Annotated in this window: 18 protein-coding genes; 9 read left to right on the top strand and 9 right to left on the bottom strand. The window is 54.5% G+C overall.

What is annotated here, in order from left to right:
* Positions 1-3 precede the first annotated feature (3 nt).
* Positions 4-510, top strand: coding sequence for a phenolic acid decarboxylase (locus tag FOB24_RS23775; protein WP_038635035.1), 507 nt, complete (start codon positions 4-6; stop codon positions 508-510).
* Here FOB24_RS23775 and acpT read toward each other — a convergent pair.
* Both acpT and FOB24_RS23765 read right to left on the bottom strand, forming a co-directional pair.
* Complete coding sequence (gene acpT / locus FOB24_RS23770) at positions 502-1,092, bottom strand: 4'-phosphopantetheinyl transferase AcpT (RefSeq protein ID WP_150345525.1); 591 nt, start codon at positions 1,090-1,092, stop codon at positions 502-504. The genes FOB24_RS23775 and acpT overlap by 9 nt on opposite strands.
* 62 nt (positions 1,093-1,154) lie before the next feature.
* On the bottom strand, positions 1,155-2,204 hold the full coding sequence (locus FOB24_RS23765; RefSeq protein WP_032940622.1) for an AI-2E family transporter: 1,050 nt from the start codon (positions 2,202-2,204) through the stop codon (positions 1,155-1,157).
* A gap of 133 nt (positions 2,205-2,337) precedes the next feature.
* Between FOB24_RS23765 and FOB24_RS23760 the strand changes: the two genes are divergently transcribed.
* On the top strand, positions 2,338-3,555 hold the full coding sequence (locus tag FOB24_RS23760; RefSeq protein ID WP_038635029.1) for an MFS transporter: 1,218 nt from the start codon (positions 2,338-2,340) through the stop codon (positions 3,553-3,555).
* Positions 3,556-3,558: 3 nt separating this feature from the next.
* On the opposite strand, the gene FOB24_RS23755 is transcribed toward FOB24_RS23760, so the two are convergent.
* Both FOB24_RS23755 and FOB24_RS23750 read right to left on the bottom strand, forming a co-directional pair.
* The gene (locus FOB24_RS23755) at positions 3,559-4,116 is read right to left on the bottom strand and encodes a DcrB family lipoprotein (protein ID WP_016154847.1); all 558 of its coding nucleotides are present in this window, start codon (positions 4,114-4,116) and stop codon (positions 3,559-3,561) included.
* A gap of 72 nt (positions 4,117-4,188) precedes the next feature.
* Positions 4,189-4,854: a 7-cyano-7-deazaguanine/7-aminomethyl-7-deazaguanine transporter gene (locus FOB24_RS23750; RefSeq protein WP_038635023.1), complete on the bottom strand. Its 666-nt coding sequence runs from the start codon at positions 4,852-4,854 to the stop codon at positions 4,189-4,191.
* 168 nt (positions 4,855-5,022) lie between these two features.
* Between FOB24_RS23750 and tusA the strand changes: the two genes are divergently transcribed.
* Positions 5,023-5,268 carry a sulfurtransferase TusA gene (tusA, locus tag FOB24_RS23745; protein ID WP_038635021.1) on the top strand — a complete coding sequence of 82 codons (246 nt, stop codon included), beginning with the start codon at positions 5,023-5,025 and terminating at the stop codon, positions 5,266-5,268.
* A 75-nt stretch (positions 5,269-5,343) separates the two neighbouring features.
* Here the strand turns inward: tusA and zntA are convergent, their stop codons facing one another.
* Positions 5,344-7,542 (bottom strand): Zn(II)/Cd(II)/Pb(II) translocating P-type ATPase ZntA, encoded by a 2,199-nt coding sequence (gene zntA, locus FOB24_RS23740; RefSeq protein ID WP_150345524.1) that lies wholly within the window; start codon positions 7,540-7,542, stop codon positions 5,344-5,346.
* Between the two features lie 75 nt (positions 7,543-7,617).
* A complete protein-coding gene (locus FOB24_RS23735) occupies positions 7,618-8,244 on the bottom strand; it encodes a lysoplasmalogenase (protein ID WP_038635015.1) in 627 nt (208 codons plus the stop codon).
* A gap of 141 nt (positions 8,245-8,385) precedes the next feature.
* On the opposite strand from FOB24_RS23735, the gene FOB24_RS23730 reads away from it, so the two are divergent.
* Entirely contained in the window at positions 8,386-8,745 is a 360-nt protein-coding gene (locus FOB24_RS23730; protein WP_038635012.1) for a DUF2500 domain-containing protein, read from the top strand.
* A 99-nt stretch (positions 8,746-8,844) separates the two neighbouring features.
* Here the strand turns inward: FOB24_RS23730 and FOB24_RS23725 are convergent, their stop codons facing one another.
* Both FOB24_RS23725 and rsmD read right to left on the bottom strand, forming a co-directional pair.
* Complete coding sequence (locus tag FOB24_RS23725) at positions 8,845-9,120, bottom strand: DUF1145 family protein (protein WP_038635009.1); 276 nt, start codon at positions 9,118-9,120, stop codon at positions 8,845-8,847.
* Positions 9,110-9,706, bottom strand: coding sequence for a 16S rRNA (guanine(966)-N(2))-methyltransferase (rsmD, locus tag FOB24_RS23720; protein ID WP_150345523.1), 597 nt, complete (start codon positions 9,704-9,706; stop codon positions 9,110-9,112). Before rsmD ends, FOB24_RS23725 begins: the two co-directional genes overlap by 11 nt.
* Before the next feature lie 276 nt (positions 9,707-9,982).
* On the opposite strand from rsmD, the gene ftsY reads away from it, so the two are divergent.
* The 5 genes from ftsY to livJ all read left to right on the top strand — a co-directional run bounded on the left by ftsY (position 9,983) and on the right by livJ (position 15,784).
* Positions 9,983-11,509 (top strand): signal recognition particle-docking protein FtsY, encoded by a 1,527-nt coding sequence (gene ftsY / locus FOB24_RS23715; protein WP_085049033.1) that lies wholly within the window; start codon positions 9,983-9,985, stop codon positions 11,507-11,509.
* 2 nt (positions 11,510-11,511) lie between these two features.
* Positions 11,512-12,180, top strand: a complete 669-nt coding sequence (gene ftsE / locus FOB24_RS23710) for a cell division ATP-binding protein FtsE (RefSeq protein WP_006687468.1) — start codon at positions 11,512-11,514, stop codon at positions 12,178-12,180.
* A complete protein-coding gene (gene ftsX / locus FOB24_RS23705) occupies positions 12,173-13,231 on the top strand; it encodes a permease-like cell division protein FtsX (RefSeq protein WP_038635001.1) in 1,059 nt (352 codons plus the stop codon). Before ftsE ends, ftsX begins: the two co-directional genes overlap by 8 nt.
* A gap of 269 nt (positions 13,232-13,500) precedes the next feature.
* Complete coding sequence (gene rpoH / locus FOB24_RS23700; RefSeq protein WP_038634997.1) at positions 13,501-14,355, top strand: RNA polymerase sigma factor RpoH; 855 nt, start codon at positions 13,501-13,503, stop codon at positions 14,353-14,355.
* A 325-nt stretch (positions 14,356-14,680) separates the two neighbouring features.
* Positions 14,681-15,784, top strand: coding sequence for a branched chain amino acid ABC transporter substrate-binding protein LivJ (gene livJ / locus FOB24_RS23695; protein WP_139815584.1), 1,104 nt, complete (start codon positions 14,681-14,683; stop codon positions 15,782-15,784).
* A 66-nt stretch (positions 15,785-15,850) separates the two neighbouring features.
* Here the strand turns inward: livJ and panM are convergent, their stop codons facing one another.
* Positions 15,851-16,234 (bottom strand): aspartate 1-decarboxylase autocleavage activator PanM, encoded by a 384-nt coding sequence (gene panM, locus FOB24_RS23690; protein ID WP_038634992.1) that lies wholly within the window; start codon positions 16,232-16,234, stop codon positions 15,851-15,853.
* Position 16,235 lies beyond the last annotated feature (1 nt).

Raw genomic sequence — 16,235 nt, 5'->3', positions numbered from 1 at the left:
AATATGAGCGCTTTTGATAAACATGATTTGAGCGGATTTGTCGGCAAACATCTGGTCTATACCTACGATAATGGCTGGAATTACGAGATCTACGTAAAAAATGAGACCACGCTGGATTACCGCATTCACAGCGGTATTGTGGGTAATCGTTGGGTGAAAGATCAGCGGGCGTATATTGTGCGGGTAGGGGCGAGTGTTTATAAAATTTCCTGGACCGAACCGACCGGGACCGACGTCAGCCTGATCGTAAACCTGGGTGACAAACTCTTTCACGGCACCATCTTTTTCCCGCGCTGGGTGATCAACAATCCGGAAAAAACGGTGTGCTTCCAGAATGATCATATTCCGCTGATGATGTCGTATCGCGATGCGGGTCCGGCGTATCCAACCGAGGTGATTGATGAGTTCGCGACCATCACCTTCGTGCGCGACTGCGGGGCAGATAATGACGACGTGATTGCCTGCGCGGCGAGTGAGTTGCCGAAAAACTTCCCGGAAAATTTACGCTAAGGCTTCCAGACGCTGCACGGCGTCGGCGGTCAGGGTAAATGGCGTGGGGGTGCACACCGCCAGGCTCAGGGTATCGATCTGGCACTGGCTGACGGAGAGTGAGGAGGTCAGCGCGGTGCTATCGACGCTGACGATTTGCCAGGCGCTGCCGCCACGCTGTTTTACTATGGCTTCTTTGCGCGTCCAGATGCGCCAGAACGCCGCCAGCTGTTGCTCCGGGCGTTCGGCTTCAACTTCAGCATGTTCCCCAAGACTGAATACCGTATTTGCCAGCGACTGCCAGTTATCGCGGGGGCGAATAACTTCAATATCGCAGCCGACTTCCCCTTCGTCACTGAGCAGCAGGACGATGTCATCGCCGCTATGGCTGAGATTGAACCACAGCGGCGTATCAGCGGGAAAAGCGGGTTTTCCTTGCTCGCCGTAGACAATGTCCGGCAATGGCGAAAGGGCATGGGAAAGCAGCACACGGCCAGCCAGCCAACGTGCCCGGCGAGCACCTTGCGGCGCTTGCGCTTTCATCGCGGCAGGCAGTTCGCCAGCGCTTAAAACAGAAACTTTCCCAAGAACGAGCTGATACATATCAGGACTAACCTTTAGTAATAATGGGGTTGTGTATCATTCTTCACGTGCCATTTGCAAGTTTATCCCGGTAATCGACTTTTGGGCCTGCCAGGTCCGAGCAAAATTGCCAGTTTGCTGCCGCCTTTGGTGGTTTCCATCCAGATTTTACACACGCTGGTTAACGGCACGGAGAGTAACATGCCGACCGGGCCGAGCAGCCATCCCCATACCAACAGGGAGAGAAAGACGATCAGCGTCGATAATCCCAGGCGGTGCCCCATCATACGGGGTTCGAGAATATTACCAATCACCATATGCACGACCAGAAACAGCGCGCCAACCAGCACGCATTCGTAAATGCCGTTGAACAGCAGCGCCTGAATCATTGGCGGGACGGCGGAAATGACCGAGCCAATGTTGGGCACGTAGTTTAGCAGGAATGCCAGCACGCCCCACATCAGAGCAAACTGAATCCCCATCAACGCCAGCCCCAGCCAGACAATGGCGCCGGTCCATAAGCTGAGCAACGTTTTCAGCGCCAGATAGTGTGAAACGCCCTTCAGCGCCCGATGCAGCCCCGCAATATGAATCTGCGGATTGTTTAACGCGAAGCGCAGCTTATAAGGAACATGGCGCACTTCAAACAGCATAAAGACGACCGTCATTACCAACAGGACGACGCTGGCCATGGCGCCGGAAAGACTCGTCATTAGCGTGGTCGTGAAGGTCATCAGTTTGTCGGAGTCCATACGCTGCAACATGCGCTCCGGGGACATATGCAGGTTCAGAAAGGGGACCATTTCTTGCAGATACAGAACTTTGCGCGTCAGTTCCTTATTGTATTTTGGCAGCATGGCCATGAACTCAGTGATCGACGATGCCAGCACGCCAACCAGCGCCGTAAGAACAATCAGCATTACCACGACCACTAACGTAATGGCTACCGGGCGACGCACCCCTCGGCGAATAAACCAGGTGACCAGCGGGTTCAATACGATGGCAAAAAAGAGCGCCAGCAACAGTTGCACAATGATATCCGCCGCGGCATGGATGCCCGCGAGGATCACCACCAAAGCGGCCAGTTTGAGCAGAATATGCATACCCGTTTTATCGGGCTGAGCGGTTGTCATGTTTTCTTCCTGTTTGCGTTTTTGCATTAAGTGTAGCGGTTGGCTTGCGTCTGTTATTCCTAAACTGGCTGCTGATTTATGGTCTGCAACATGGTAGAAATGAAACACTGTTGTGAAAATGTGGTGACCTTCCATGCCCGAACCCGTCGCTGAACCGACGTTAAGCGGTTTGCGCCTTAATCTGCGCATTGTTTCGGTGGTGATGTTTAACTTCGCCAGCTATCTGACCATCGGCCTGCCGCTCGCGGTATTGCCCGGCTATGTCCATGATGTGATGGGATTTAGCGCCTTCTGGGCGGGACTGGTCATCAGCCTGCAATATTTCGCCACGCTGCTGAGCCGCCCTCATGCCGGTCGCTATGCCGATCTGCTGGGGCCGAAAAAAATCGTGGTCTTCGGACTGTGCGGCTGCTTTTTAAGTGGCCTGGGTTACCTGCTGGCAGGATCAACCCAAGATTGGCCGCTGGTAAGTTTGTTGCTGTTATGCATCGGGCGGGTGATTCTGGGCATCGGGCAAAGCTTTGCCGGGACCGGCTCTACGCTATGGGGCGTGGGAGTTGTTGGCTCGATGCATATCGGACGGGTGATTTCGTGGAACGGCATCGTGACCTATGGCGCGATGGCGATAGGCGCTCCGCTGGGTGTTCTGTGTTATGCCTGGGGTGGCTTACAGGGGCTGGCGCTGACCGTGATGGGCGTGGCGCTGTTGGCGATACTTTTGGCGCTCCCTCGACCGGCGGTAAAGGCCAGCAAAGGCAAGCCGTTACCGTTTCGCGCTGTGCTCGGGCGCGTTTGGTTGTACGGGATGGCGCTGGCGCTGGCCTCCGCCGGATTTGGCGTGATCGCCACCTTTATCACGCTGTTTTATGATGCTAAAGGCTGGGACGGCGCAGCTTTTGCGCTGACGCTTTTTAGCTGTACGTTTGTGGGCACTCGCTTGTTATTCCCAAATGGTATCAACCGGTTAGGAGGGCTCAATGTCGCGATGATCTGCTTTAGCGTCGAGATTGTTGGACTGCTGCTGGTCGGCATGGCCTCCATGCCGTGGATGGCTAAAATCGGCGTTCTGCTGGCAGGTGCCGGGTTCTCGTTGGTCTTCCCGGCGCTGGGCGTGGTGGCGGTAAAAGCCGTCCCGCAGCAAAATCAGGGTGCCGCGCTGGCGACCTATACGGTGTTTATGGATTTATCGCTGGGCGTTACCGGGCCGCTGGCCGGGCTGGTCATGACGTGGGCGGGCGTACCGGTTATCTACCTGGCGGCGGCCGGGCTGGTGGCGGTAGCGCTACTGCTGACCTGGCGGCTAAAAAAACGGCCTCAGGTGGCGTCACCGGAGGCCGAGTCTTCGTCTTAACCGTTACTGGATAACCAGCGTGTTAATGATGTTTTCTGCGGTCGTTTGCGCTTTTTGCTGATCGTCAGCCGGCAGCGTGATTTGCAGCGTCAGCAGTTGGTTGTCCACTTTACCCAGCACTACGGAAGAGTATGCGGTCTGGCCTTTGGCCGAGATGATGCTGTCTAACTGTTGCAGCGTGTGGCCTTTCAGCTCAATAGATTTATTGGTGACGACCTGCAACTGCGGGTCGCGGCTACGCTGCTGATCTTCCAGACGTTTTGCCAGTACGGCAAGATCTTCGTTGGTATTGTCGCCGACAATCACAATCACCGCTTTCTGGCCGGTTGCGTCAGAATACACGTGCATATTGTTTGCCTGGGTGCCCAGCTTGCCGCTCTGATCGGTCATATCCGCTGGCAGGGAAAAACTGAGTTTGCCGTCCAGCAGGCTGACCGGTTGTCCGGTGGCGCTACTCTCTGCGGCGGCACCCTCTGCCGGCGCTTTTGTATCGCTATTATCACAGGCCGCAAGCCCCATAACCAGCAGGCCAATACCGACATATTTAACCAGATTGCGCATTGACTTCTTCCTTTCGATAAACGGCCATAACGGCTCATTCGACCATCTTATCACAACTCGGAAAATGAACCTTTAACTCGTCTGCAATGCAGATATTTCAGATTTATCTGCCAGCCTTTTCAGTAACATATTCAGCAGCACGCCGTACATCGGCAGGAAGAAAATAATGCTGATCAGTACTTTGAAGCAGTAGTCGACCAGCGCGATTTCCATCCAGTGCTCGGCCATAAAGGCATCCGGGCTGCGCCAGAAAGCGATAAAGAAAAAGGCCAACGTATCGCTGATGTTGCCAAACAGCGTGGAAGCCGTCGGCGCCAGCCACCAGCGACGGCTCTGACGCAGGCGGTTAAAGACATGCACATCCAGAATTTGTCCCAGCGCGTAAGCCATAAAGCTGGCGGCGGCGATACGGGCGACAAACAGGTTAAAGTGCAGCAGCGCGCCGAATCCCTGCCACGATCCCATATAGAACAGTGATGAAACAACATAGGAGATCAGCAGCGCGGGGATCATCACCGCAAAGATGATACGTCGTGCCAACGGCGCGCCAAAAATACGCACGGTCAGGTCGGTCGCGAGGAAAATAAACGGAAAGCTAAAAGCGCCCCATGTGGTATGGAAACCAAAAATGGAGATCGGTAGCTGTACCAGATAGTTGCTGGAGGTGATCACCAGCAGATGAAATAGCGATAGCCAAAACAACGCTTTTACGCGCTGAGATTGTGTAAACGGAGTCATATTGTGACCTTTTTGTTGGATGGGGTGAGGGAACCCAATAAAAAACCGTCGCATGATACTGCTTTAAGAGCACATTGCAATGGTTGTTTTTCACGCAATCGTTAACCTGATTGGCTTACGCCACAACAGAGCGTAAAATAACGCCGTTTTTGCATGAATGAGACTACGATGAGCGATCTGTTTACCTCTCCCGACCATACGCTTGATGCTCAGGGACTACGCTGCCCGGAACCTGTAATGATGGTGCGTAAAACCGTGCGCGGTATGCAGGCGGGTGAAACGCTGCTGATTGTCGCCGACGATCCGGCGACAACCCGCGACATTCCCGGCTTCTGTACCTTTATGGAGCATGAACTGGTAGCCAAAGAGACCGACTCGCTGCCGTACCGCTATTTAGTGCGCAAAGGTCATTAAGCGAAGCGCCATCCGGCCTACAAAGACGGTGTAACCTGTAGGCCGGATAAGGCAACGCCGCATCCGGCGCACACATTATCCTTTACGCAACAACCGCAGCGCGTTCGCGGTCACCAGCACCGTCGCCCCCGTATCAGCCAGCACCGCCAGCCACAGTCCGGTTATCCCGAGCAGCGTGGTGACGAGGAAAATCCCCTTCAAACCCAGCGCAATCGCAATGTTCTGGCGAATATTGGCATGGGTGGCGCGCGCCAGCTGAATCATTTGCACCAGGCCACGCAGACGGTTGTGGGTCAGGGCGGCATCGGCGGTTTCCAGGGCGACGTCGGTTCCGCTACCCATGGCAATGCCGATGGTCGCCGCTTTCATCGCCGGGGCGTCGTTGATGCCATCGCCGACCATTGCCAGCGGCGACTGTTGGTTGAGAGAGGTAACGGCTCGCACCTTATCCTCCGGCAATAACCCCGCTTTGAATTCCAGACCCAGCTCCCCGGCAATGGCTGCTGCCGCGCGTGGGTTATCACCGGTCAGGATCACCCCTTTCACGCCGATCTGATTGAGCTCGCTGATGGCAGTGCGGGCGTCGTCGCGCAACGTATCCTGTAGGGCCAGTACGCCGAGAACGGTATCGTTACGCAGCACCAGCACCACCGTCTGGCCCGCGCTTTCCAGCTCGCTTATCTGTCCGGCAAAGGCATCGGCAGGCTGCTTACCGGCGGCGCAAATCAGCACGCGCTCGCCGTTGATCAGCGCTTCTATTCCGGAGCCAACCAGCGCCCGCTGTTCTTCCGCGACAGGAATAGTCAGCTCGCGCGTTTGCGCTTCCCGAACAATCGCCTGCGCCAGTGGGTGCGTCGCGCCTTGCTCTACCGCCGCTGCCAGCGCCAGCAGTTCAGCCTCATTTATACCGCTTGCCGGATGGATCGCCGTCACGCGCGGTTTACCGATGGTCAGGGTGCCGGTTTTATCAAACGCCACCTGCGTGACTCTGCCCAACTGTTCCAGCGCGGCGCCGCCTTTGATTAACGCGCCACGACGCGCCGCGGCGGCAAGACCAGAGGTAATCGCTGCGGGGGTTGAGATAACCAGCGCGCACGGGCAGCCAATCAGCAACAGCGTCAGTCCTTTATAAATCCACTCCTGCCACGAGGCGGCAAACAGCAGCGGCGGGACGAGGGTAACCAGCAGCGCAACCGCCATAATAGCGGGGGTATAAATTCGGCTGAAACGGTCAATAAAGCGCTCAATGGGGGCGCGGCGTTCTTCCGCTTCTTCAATAAGCTTCAGAATGCGATCGATAGCGCTGGCGCCCGGCTCGGAAAGCACTTCCAGCGTAACCAGACGATCTACGCTGGTGGCGCCCGCCGGGACTTTCTCGCCGGTGGCGCGTTCAACCGGGATCGATTCGCCGGTCAGGGCGCTTTCATCAAAGCTGGCAAAACCGGAGACCAGCTTACCGTCGGCGGGTAAACGTCCACCGGCGGCAACTTCAATAACATCGCCAGGCCGGAGCGTATTGATTGCGACCTCTTCACGTTCGCCATTACGCAGGCGCGTGGCGGTTTCTGGCTTGAGTGCCATCAATGCGCTGACACCTTTGCGGGCGCGGCTGGCGGCCCACCCTTCCAGGCGCTCGCCAATTAAAAACAGCAGTAGCACCATGGCGGCTTCCGCCGTCGCGCCGATAAACAGTGCGCCAATCGCGGCCACGCTCATCAACGTTTCAATGGCGAAGTAGCTGCCGGTTTTCATCAGACGCAGGGCCTGGCGGGCAATGGGATACAAGCCGACCAGCGTGGTGGCGATAAACGCTATCTGACCGAAAGGATGATTGAACTGTTCCAGCCCCCAGCTAATCGCCATCATGATTATCAGCGAAATCAGCGGCAGGTTCTCTTTCAGCCGTGATTCGGGGGCGGCTTCCGGCGCTTGTTCATCGCGTAGGGTATAACCTGCCTTTTGTACCGCGCTTTCAACTTGCTGACGGATATCAGAACCCGCGTCGACGACCAGTTTTTCGGTAGCGAACAGCACCTGGACCTGGTTGACGCCGCTCACCTGGCGGACCGCATTTTCCACTTTTCGGGCGCAGGCGGCACAGTCCATTCCTGCCACTTTCCAGGAATAACGGGTGCCCATTACGCTTTCGGATACGGTGGTTGGGGTGGAGCAACTTCCTTCGCAGCAGCAGTCGTCCGCCTTTTTTGGGGCTGGCGCTGGCTTGAATGAAGAAAATTGTGGGGCTTTTTTGCCAGGGGCATCGGGCGTCGACATGGCATCCTCCGGTTAATAATCATTTCGTATTAACCGAAGGATACACTCTGGAGTCGACTCCAGAGTCAAGCGATATTAGAGATACAACGAACGAACAATCAGGAAATGTCCGGCGAAGTAGCAGGCGGCGGCAATGGCGTTATCGGCGCGGAAGCGGCGGCGATAATGGCTACCCAGCCAGACAAAATTGCCGATGAACAATAATGAGGCGCCGAGGAATGCCGACAGCGCGGGGCCAGTGGGACGGAAGAACCACAGTTCGCCCGCCATCCAGACCATCATCAGCGTGATGCCGATAAAAGTACAGATGGCTAAACGCAACTCTTCCAGCCGTGTCCAGATGATGGCGATCAGCAACGCCCCCAGCACCACCAATACCAATGGCAAAGGCCAGAAGAACGACAGCGTCATTTGGCTGGCGAAGTAGATGGTATACAGCAGGTGCGAGAGGAAAAACGCCCCCACGGCGTAGAGCAGACGTTGGCGCGGCAACAGCGTCAGCGCATCGCCCAGCAGTGAGGCAAGCAGCCCTGCCAGCACCAGATAGCTGATGGCGTTAAACATTGGCGCCTGCCAGGCCAGCAGCGCCAGCAGGAGTAAAGTGAGGGGTTTAAAGACCCAGCGTTGCCAGGCGGGCCCACGATAGGAAGCATCCACGAACAGCCATGCGGAAAGGCAGACAGCGATAAACGACCAAAGCATCTTAGTTCCTTGAATTCGTTATTTTTTCGTAAGCGGGGTGCTTACGGCTCTATTGTTCAGTGTAGAGGTCGACACTGCCAGATGACAACACCATAACAGGCAATGTATGCTTATTTCCGCATTTTCTGATGGGTTAATACTATGAGCAAACCGCCACTTTTTTTCATTGTTATCATTGTCTTAATTGTTGTCGCCGCGTCGTTTCGCTTTGTCCAGCAGCGGCGTGAAAAAGCGGATAACGATGCAGCACCGCTGGTGCAAAAGCAGGTGGTAGTGAGTAATAAGCGGGAAAAACCACTTAACGATCGGCGATCCCGTCAACAGGAAGTGAGCCCGGCAGGAACCAGCATGCGCTATGAAGCCAGCTTTAAGCCGCAAAGCGGCGGTCTGGAGCAGACGTTTCGCCTGGATGCCCGGCAGTACCATGCGCTAACGGTCGGAGACAAGGGCACGCTGAGTTATAAAGGTTCGCGTTTTATTGATTTTACGGCTGAACGCTAAGGTTTCATCTGACTGATGCCGGATGGCGGTTACGCCTTATCCGGCCTACAAATTTTGTCGCCCCGGCTCGCAACGCGCCGCCGGGCGAAAACATCACAGTTACTTCTTCAACTGGTTCTTAATCTTCTTCTGCCAGACCAGCAGCTCAAAGACGCCGAACAGGAAAATGCGGATTTTCTCCCCGCTGGTCATCTGCGGGCCATCTTTTGGCATGGTGCTTTTTAGCAGCGCTAATTGCATGCCGTGCATCAGCACCATAAAGATCAGCGCGACGTTAACGAAGATGTTAAGCGGGCGTGGGAAGGGTTGGAAAATATTCAGTAGTAAAAATGCCCAGACGCAGAGCATCAACAGACGTCCCAGATTAATTAGCATCGTGCTCTCCTTGTGCTTCACGTTGATACAGGCGGTAGGCGACCTGTCCTGCCACTTTTTCACGGTATAGCGACCAGTTTACCGGGACCGGCGGCAGGCCGTTTTCGACTTCGCTCTCAACGTAAATATACGCTTCATCTGCCAGCCAACCATGGGTTTCCAGAAGCGTTAAAGTTTCTTCCAGTAATCCTTTGCGAAACGGCGGATCAACGAACACCACGTTATGCGGCGTACCGGGTTGGGCCAGGAACGCCAGCGTATTGGTGTTGACGACGCGGGCATGATTTGCCTTCAGCGTAGCAAGATTCTTTTGCAACTGCTGCGATACCGCGCGATCCATCTCCAGAAGCGTCGCATTTGCCGCATAGCGAGAGAGCGCTTCCAGCCCCAACGCGCCGCTGCCAGCGAAGCAGTCCAGGCACTGTGCATCAACCATTACCGGGGCCAACCAGTTAAATAAGGTTTCGCGTACGCGGTCAGTGGTCGGGCGCAGGCCGGGGCTGTCCGGAACCGGGAGTTTACGGCCACGCCATTGCCCGCCAATAATGCGGATCTGGCCGCTACCAGAGTGATTCGGTTTTTTCATTTCTATTATTGCTCAATCCGCCTATAGCATGTCATTCCAGGCGGTGATGTGAGTTAAGTTAACCCTTCGCCTTTCAAGTTACCTCTTCGTTGGCTGCACTTACTCACCCGAATCACTTACTAAAAGTAAGCTCATCGGGATTCGTGCGCTTGCCGCCTTGACGTAACTCGAAATTCATTGGGTATAAGTGATAGACTATTTCATCATTTTTTTAGCTGCTATGTACATAGCGTTGACGCTGTGCCATGAAGCAACAGCGGGGGAGTGTAGTCGCAAATGGCGAAAGAGAAAAAACGTGGCTTTTTTTCCTGGCTGGGCTTTGGTCAAAAAGAGCAGGCACCGGAAAACGAGACAGAACTAAAAAACGAAGAACAACAACCGGTTGCTGAAGAAACTACCGTCGTTGACGAACAGCCGCGCGCCGAGGAAACCCGTAGCGAGGCACAAACACAAGCCTTTGCTGCTGAAGTTGTTGAAGTCACGGAACAAGTTGCGGAAATCGAAAAACTGCAGCCGGAAGCAGCGCCTGTTGCCGGGCAACCGCAGCCGGAGGCTGAGGCGGTTGCTGAATCCACTGTTGAACCTGAAGTGGAAACCCCTGCGGCGGCGGTTATCGAACGCGAAGAATTGCCGCTGCCGGAAGAGGTGAAAACCGCAGATGTTTCTGCCGAAGAGTGGCAGGCTGAAGCGGAAACTGTCGAAATCGTCGAGGCGGTTGAAGAAGAAGCCGAAAACGAACCGCAACTGACTGACGAAGAACTGGAAGCGCAGGCCCTGGCTGCCGAGGCGGCGGAAGAAGCCGTCATGGTGGTGCCGGTTGAAGAACCTGCCGTTGAAAAACCGGTAGAAGAAGAGGCTGTCCAGGAGCAGGAAAAACCAACTAAAGAAGGTTTCTTTGCGCGTCTGAAACGCAGTCTGCTGAAAACAAAAGAAAACCTCGGTTCCGGATTTATCAGTCTGTTCCGCGGTAAAAAGATCGACGATGATCTGTTTGAAGAGCTGGAAGAGCAGTTGCTGATTGCGGATGTGGGCGTAGAAACGACCCGTAAGATTATTGCGAATCTGACGGAAGGCGCTAGCCGCAAGCAGCTCAAAGATGCTGAAGCGCTGTATGGCCTGCTGAAAGATGAGATGGGCGAGATCCTGGCGAAGGTTGATGAGCCGCTGAACGTCGAGGGTAAAACGCCATTTGTTATCTTAATGGTTGGCGTAAACGGCGTGGGTAAAACGACTACCATTGGTAAGCTGGCGCGTCAGTTTGAGCAGCAGGGTAAAACGGTGATGCTGGCGGCGGGCGATACCTTCCGTGCGGCAGCGGTAGAGCAGTTGCAGGTCTGGGGTCAGCGTAACAATATTCCGGTGATTGCACAGCATACCGGTGCGGATTCCGCCTCCGTTATCTTTGATGCCATCCAGGCCGCGAAGGCACGTAACGTAGACGTGCTGATCGCTGATACCGCAGGGCGTTTGCAGAACAAATCGCACCTGATGGAAGAACTGAAAAAAATCGTTCGCGTCATGAAGAAGCTCGACGAAGAGGCGCCGCATGAAGTTATGCTGACTATCGACGCCAGTACCGGGCAGAATGCGATAAGCCAGGCCAAACTGTTCCATGAAGCGGTGGGCTTAACCGGTATCACCCTGACCAAGCTGGACGGTACGGCGAAGGGTGGGGTCATCTTCTCGGTTGCCGATCAGTTTGGCATCCCTATCCGCTATATTGGTGTGGGCGAACGTATCGAGGATTTACGTCCGTTTAAAGCGGACGATTTTATAGAGGCACTTTTTGCCCGAGAGGATTAACAATGATTCGCTTTGAACATGTCAGCAAGGCCTATCTCGGTGGGAGACAAGCGCTGCAGGGAGTGACCTTCCATATGCAGCCTGGCGAGATGGCGTTTCTGACCGGCCACTCTGGTGCGGGTAAAAGTACCCTGCTGAAGCTGATCTGTGGAATTGAACGGCCCAGCGCCGGGAAAATCTACTTCAGCGGGCATGACATCAGCCGTTTGAAAAACCGTGAAGTGCCGTTTCTGCGTCGTCAGATTGGCATGATTTTTCAGGATCACCACCTGTTGATGGACAGAACCGTATTTGACAACGTGGCAATCCCGCTGATCATCGCGGGCGCCAGCGGGGACGATATTCGTCGTCGCGTGTCAGCGGCACTGGATAAGGTCGGGCTGTTGGACAAAGCGAAAAACTTCCCGATTCAGCTCTCTGGCGGTGAACAACAGCGCGTGGGTATCGCCCGCGCGGTGGTGAATAAACCTGCGGTACTGCTGGCGGATGAACCGACGGGGAACCTGGATGACGCGCTGTCGGAAGGGATCCTGCGCCTGTTCGAAGAGTTTAACCGCGTCGGGGTCACGGTATTAATGGCCACGCATGACATTGGACTGATCTCCCGTCGCTCCTACCGCCAGCTGGTCCTGAGTGATGGACACCTGCATGGAGGCCTGGCGCATGAATAGACGTGACGCTATCAATCAAATCAAACAGTTCGGTGGCCGACTGGATCGTTTTCGTAAATCAGGCGGCGCGCCGGGTGACGGTGGTCGCAATGCGCCAAAACGAGCGAAAGCCGCGCCAAAACCGAACTCACGTAAAACCAACGTTTTTAACGAGCAGGTGCGCTATGCGTTCCATGGCGCGTTGCAGGACTTGAAAAGTAAGCCGTTGGCGACGTTCCTCACGGTAATGGTGATCGCCATCTCCCTGACGCTGCCAAGCGTGTGCTACATGGTTTATAAAAACGTAAACCAGGCGGCAAGCCAGTATTATCCTTCGCCGCAAATCACCGTCTATCTGCAAAAAACGCTGGATGATGACGCGGCGGCGCGGGTGGTTGGTCAGTTGCAGGCCGAACAGGGCGTTGAGAAAGTAAATTATCTTTCCCGCGAAGATGCGCTGGGCGAATTCCGTAACTGGTCCGGTTTTGGCGGCGCGCTGGACATGCTGGAAGAGAACCCGCTTCCTGCCGTAGCGGTAGTTATCCCGAAACTGGACTTCCAGGGGACGGAGTCGCTGAACACCCTGCGCGACCGTATTGCACAAATCAACGGTATTGATGAAGTGCGAATGGATGACAGCTGGTTTGCTCGTCTGGCGGCGCTGACGGGACTCGTGGGGCGCGTATCCGCGATGATTGGCGTGCTGATGGTGGCGGCGGTCTTCCTCGTCATTGGTAACAGCGTGCGCCTGAGTATTTTTGCGCGTCGCGATACCATTAACGTGCAGAAGCTGATTGGCGCAACCGACGGATTTATCCTGCGCCCATTCCTTTACGGCGGCGCGCTGCTCGGTTTTTCCGGCGCATTTCTTTCACTGATTTTGTCAGAAATTTTGGTGATGCGTCTGTCGTCAGCGGTTACTGAAGTGGCGCAGGTCTTTGGAACTAAGTTTGATATCAATGGCTTATCATTCGACGAGTGCCTGTTGTTACTGCTGGTGTGCTCAATGATCGGCTGGGTGGCAGCCTGGCTTGCCACGGTTCAACATTTACGCCACTTTACCCCCGATTAAAAAATCTCTGGTATAATCTTTCCCTGCACTGAGTAGTTCGCTCTGCAGGGAAAGAGTCCCTGTTATCTCTTCCCGGCGTATTCATTGTGATGTCACATTTTGTGCGTAATCTATACACATTACGACATGGAACTTGTGGATAAAATCACTGTCTGATAAAAGATTGAATGATATTCTCGTTGCTCATAAGCTCTGGCATGGTTGTTGCTACTGGTTTTTGTTAATTAGTTTTTGCCAACGCGCCAGATGAAAAGATTGAGAGGATTTGAATGACCAAAGAAATGCAAAATTTAGCTTTAGCCCCTGTTGGTAACCTGGAGTCTTACATCCGGGCTGCGAACGCGTGGCCGATGTTGTCGGCTGACGAGGAGCGGGCGCTGGCTGAAAAGCTGCATTACCAGGGCGATCTGGAAGCAGCTAAAACGCTGATCCTGTCTCACCTGCGCTTTGTTGTTCATATTGCTCGTAACTACGCGGGCTATGGCCTGCCGCAGGCGGATCTGATTCAGGAAGGTAATATCGGCCTGATGAAAGCCGTGCGCCGTTTCAACCCGGAAGTGGGTGTGCGCCTGGTTTCTTTCGCCGTGCACTGGATCAAAGCTGAGATCCATGAATACGTTCTGCGTAACTGGCGTATCGTGAAAGTCGCGACCACTAAAGCACAGCGTAAGCTGTTCTTTAACTTGCGTAAAACCAAGCAGCGTCTGGGTTGGTTCAACCAGGACGAAGTTGAAATGGTGGCTCGTGAGCTGGGTGTTTCCAGCAAAGACGTGCGCGAAATGGAATCCCGTATGGCGGCGCAGGACATGACGTTTGATATGTCTTCAGACGACGAGTCTGACAGCCAGCCGATGGCGCCGGTTCTGTATCTGCAGGATAAATCCTCTAACTTTGCCGATGGCATTGAAGAAGATAACTGGGAAGATCAGGCCGCGAACAAACTGACTCACGCCATGGAAGGTCTGGACGAACGTAGCCAGGATATCATCCGCGCCCGTTGGCTGGACGAAGACAACAAGTCGACGTTGCAGGAACTGGCCGATCGCTACGGCGTTTCCGCTGAACGTGTTCGTCAGCTTGAAAAGAACGCCATGAAAAAACTGCGCGCGGCGATCGAAGCGTAATCTTCGCGCATTGCCAATGAACCCTCGAATGTGAATTCGGGGGTTTTGTTTTTTGTAGGCTGGATAAGGCGTTTACGCTGCCATCCGGCAACACCTTTGCCCGATGGCGCTTTGCTTATCGGGCCTACGACCTTTCCTTTCCTCCCCTCCACAGACACGAATTTGTTATCTGGATGTAAATTTAGCTATTCCAAAATAATAAAAATCGGGTATGTTTTAGCAGAGTATGCTGCTAAAGCACGTGCGGCTATCCAATAATCGAAATAAAGTGCTGAACAACAACATCACAACACACGTAATAACCACAATAATGGGGATTGTCAGGATGAATATGAAGGGTAAAGCGTTATTGGCAGGATGTATCGCCCTGTCTTTGAGCAATATGGCGTTTGCTAAGGATATTAAAGTGGCCGTTGTCGGCGCAATGTCCGGTCCGGTAGCGCAGTATGGCGATCAGGAGTTTACTGGCGCAGAGCAGGCGATTGCGGATATCAACGCTAAGGGCGGGGTAAAAGGTGACAAACTGGTCGTGGTGAAATATGACGATGCCTGTGACCCGAAACAAGCGGTAGCGGTCGCGAACAAAGTGGTCAACGACGGGATTAAATACGTTATCGGCCATCTGTGCTCATCTTCTACCCAGCCCGCGTCAGATATCTATGAAGATGAAGGCATTCTGATGATCACCCCGGCAGCGACGGCACCGGAGCTGACCGCGCGTGGTTATAAGCTGGTGATGCGCACCACCGGCCTGGATTCCGATCAGGGGCCAACTGCCGCCAAATACATTCTGGAAAAAGTGAAACCGCAACGCATTGCCATCATTCACGATAAGCAGCAGTACGGTGAAGGTCTGGCGCGTGCGGTGCAGGACGGCCTGAAGAAAGGCAACGCCAACGTGGTGTTCTTTGACGGGATTACCGCCGGTGAAAAAGACTTCTCGACGCTGGTAGCGCGCCTGAAGAAAGAGAATATCGATTTCGTTTACTACGGTGGTTATCACCCGGAAATGGGGCAGATCCTGCGTCAGTCTCGTGCCGCAGGTCTGAAAACCCAGTTTATGGGTCCGGAAGGGGTAGCGAACGTGTCGCTGTCTAACATCGCGGGTGAGTCTGCGGAAGGCTTACTGGTAACCAAGCCGAAGAACTACGACCAGGTGCCAGCGAACAAACCGATTGTGGATGCTATCAAGGCCAAGAAACAGGATCCAAGTGGCGCATTCGTGTGGACCACTTACGCCGCGCTGCAATCCTTGCAGGCCGGCCTGAACCAGTCTGACGATCCGGCTGAAATTGCCAAGTACCTGAAAGCAAACTCAGTAGAAACCGTAATGGGGCCGCTGTCCTGGGACGAGAAGGGCGATCTGAAAGGCTTCGAATTCGGCGTGTTTGACTGGCATGCTAATGGTACGGCGACCGACGCCAAGTAATTGAGTGCCGGGTGGCGGCTTCGCCTTACCCGGCCTACATACCTGGAAAATTGCGAGGTGGTTTTTTTATCTTTTCTCCCAGCCATCCGCCTGGGCTGTAAAGCCTAACGCCTGCATAAACGCGGCCATCACGCTGCGGTCTTCAACGCCTACATCTGCCATCCACCATGAACTCACACTTGGGTTTTCACGGATCACCTCTTCGATCAAATACTGCCCGACGCCGCGACGACGGGTGATTTCACGTACGCGCAACGAATCCAGAGCACCTTGTGTGCCGCTCAGGGTGACACGTACTGCGCCTAACAGACGCTCGTTAAAACGCGCGGCGTAGATCCGGTGCGTTTCATCTACGCTTAATGATGAGGCGGAATATTCCGGCCAGATTTTGCCCAGATCAATCAGATCCTGGGCGCTAAAGTTGTTTAAACGAACGATGGTCAGCTTCATT

It is taken from the genome of Citrobacter werkmanii (genome assembly GCF_008693645.1).
GTDB lineage: Bacteria > Pseudomonadota > Gammaproteobacteria > Enterobacterales > Enterobacteriaceae > Citrobacter > Citrobacter werkmanii.
This window is presented reverse-complemented; position numbering and strand designations above follow the sequence as displayed.

Bases quoted from the DNA above. Each gene is read 5' to 3' on its own strand.
- FOB24_RS23775 (WP_038635035.1), top strand. From the start codon at position 4: ATGAGCGCTTTTGATAAACATGATTTGAGCGGATTTGTCGGCAAACAT.
- acpT (WP_150345525.1), bottom strand. From the start codon at position 1,092: ATGTATCAGCTCGTTCTTGGGAAAGTTTCTGTTTTAAGCGCTGGCGAA.
- FOB24_RS23765 (WP_032940622.1), bottom strand. From the start codon at position 2,204: ATGACAACCGCTCAGCCCGATAAAACGGGTATGCATATTCTGCTCAAA.
- FOB24_RS23760 (WP_038635029.1), top strand. From the start codon at position 2,338: ATGCCCGAACCCGTCGCTGAACCGACGTTAAGCGGTTTGCGCCTTAAT.
- FOB24_RS23755 (WP_016154847.1), bottom strand. From the start codon at position 4,116: ATGCGCAATCTGGTTAAATATGTCGGTATTGGCCTGCTGGTTATGGGG.
- FOB24_RS23750 (WP_038635023.1), bottom strand. From the start codon at position 4,854: ATGACTCCGTTTACACAATCTCAGCGCGTAAAAGCGTTGTTTTGGCTA.
- tusA (WP_038635021.1), top strand. From the start codon at position 5,023: ATGAGCGATCTGTTTACCTCTCCCGACCATACGCTTGATGCTCAGGGA.
- zntA (WP_150345524.1), bottom strand. From the start codon at position 7,542: ATGTCGACGCCCGATGCCCCTGGCAAAAAAGCCCCACAATTTTCTTCA.
- FOB24_RS23735 (WP_038635015.1), bottom strand. From the start codon at position 8,244: ATGCTTTGGTCGTTTATCGCTGTCTGCCTTTCCGCATGGCTGTTCGTG.
- FOB24_RS23730 (WP_038635012.1), top strand. From the start codon at position 8,386: ATGAGCAAACCGCCACTTTTTTTCATTGTTATCATTGTCTTAATTGTT.
- FOB24_RS23725 (WP_038635009.1), bottom strand. From the start codon at position 9,120: ATGCTAATTAATCTGGGACGTCTGTTGATGCTCTGCGTCTGGGCATTT.
- rsmD (WP_150345523.1), bottom strand. From the start codon at position 9,706: ATGAAAAAACCGAATCACTCTGGTAGCGGCCAGATCCGCATTATTGGC.
- ftsY (WP_085049033.1), top strand. From the start codon at position 9,983: ATGGCGAAAGAGAAAAAACGTGGCTTTTTTTCCTGGCTGGGCTTTGGT.
- ftsE (WP_006687468.1), top strand. From the start codon at position 11,512: ATGATTCGCTTTGAACATGTCAGCAAGGCCTATCTCGGTGGGAGACAA.
- ftsX (WP_038635001.1), top strand. From the start codon at position 12,173: ATGAATAGACGTGACGCTATCAATCAAATCAAACAGTTCGGTGGCCGA.
- rpoH (WP_038634997.1), top strand. From the start codon at position 13,501: ATGACCAAAGAAATGCAAAATTTAGCTTTAGCCCCTGTTGGTAACCTG.
- livJ (WP_139815584.1), top strand. From the start codon at position 14,681: ATGAATATGAAGGGTAAAGCGTTATTGGCAGGATGTATCGCCCTGTCT.
- panM (WP_038634992.1), bottom strand. From the start codon at position 16,234: ATGAAGCTGACCATCGTTCGTTTAAACAACTTTAGCGCCCAGGATCTG.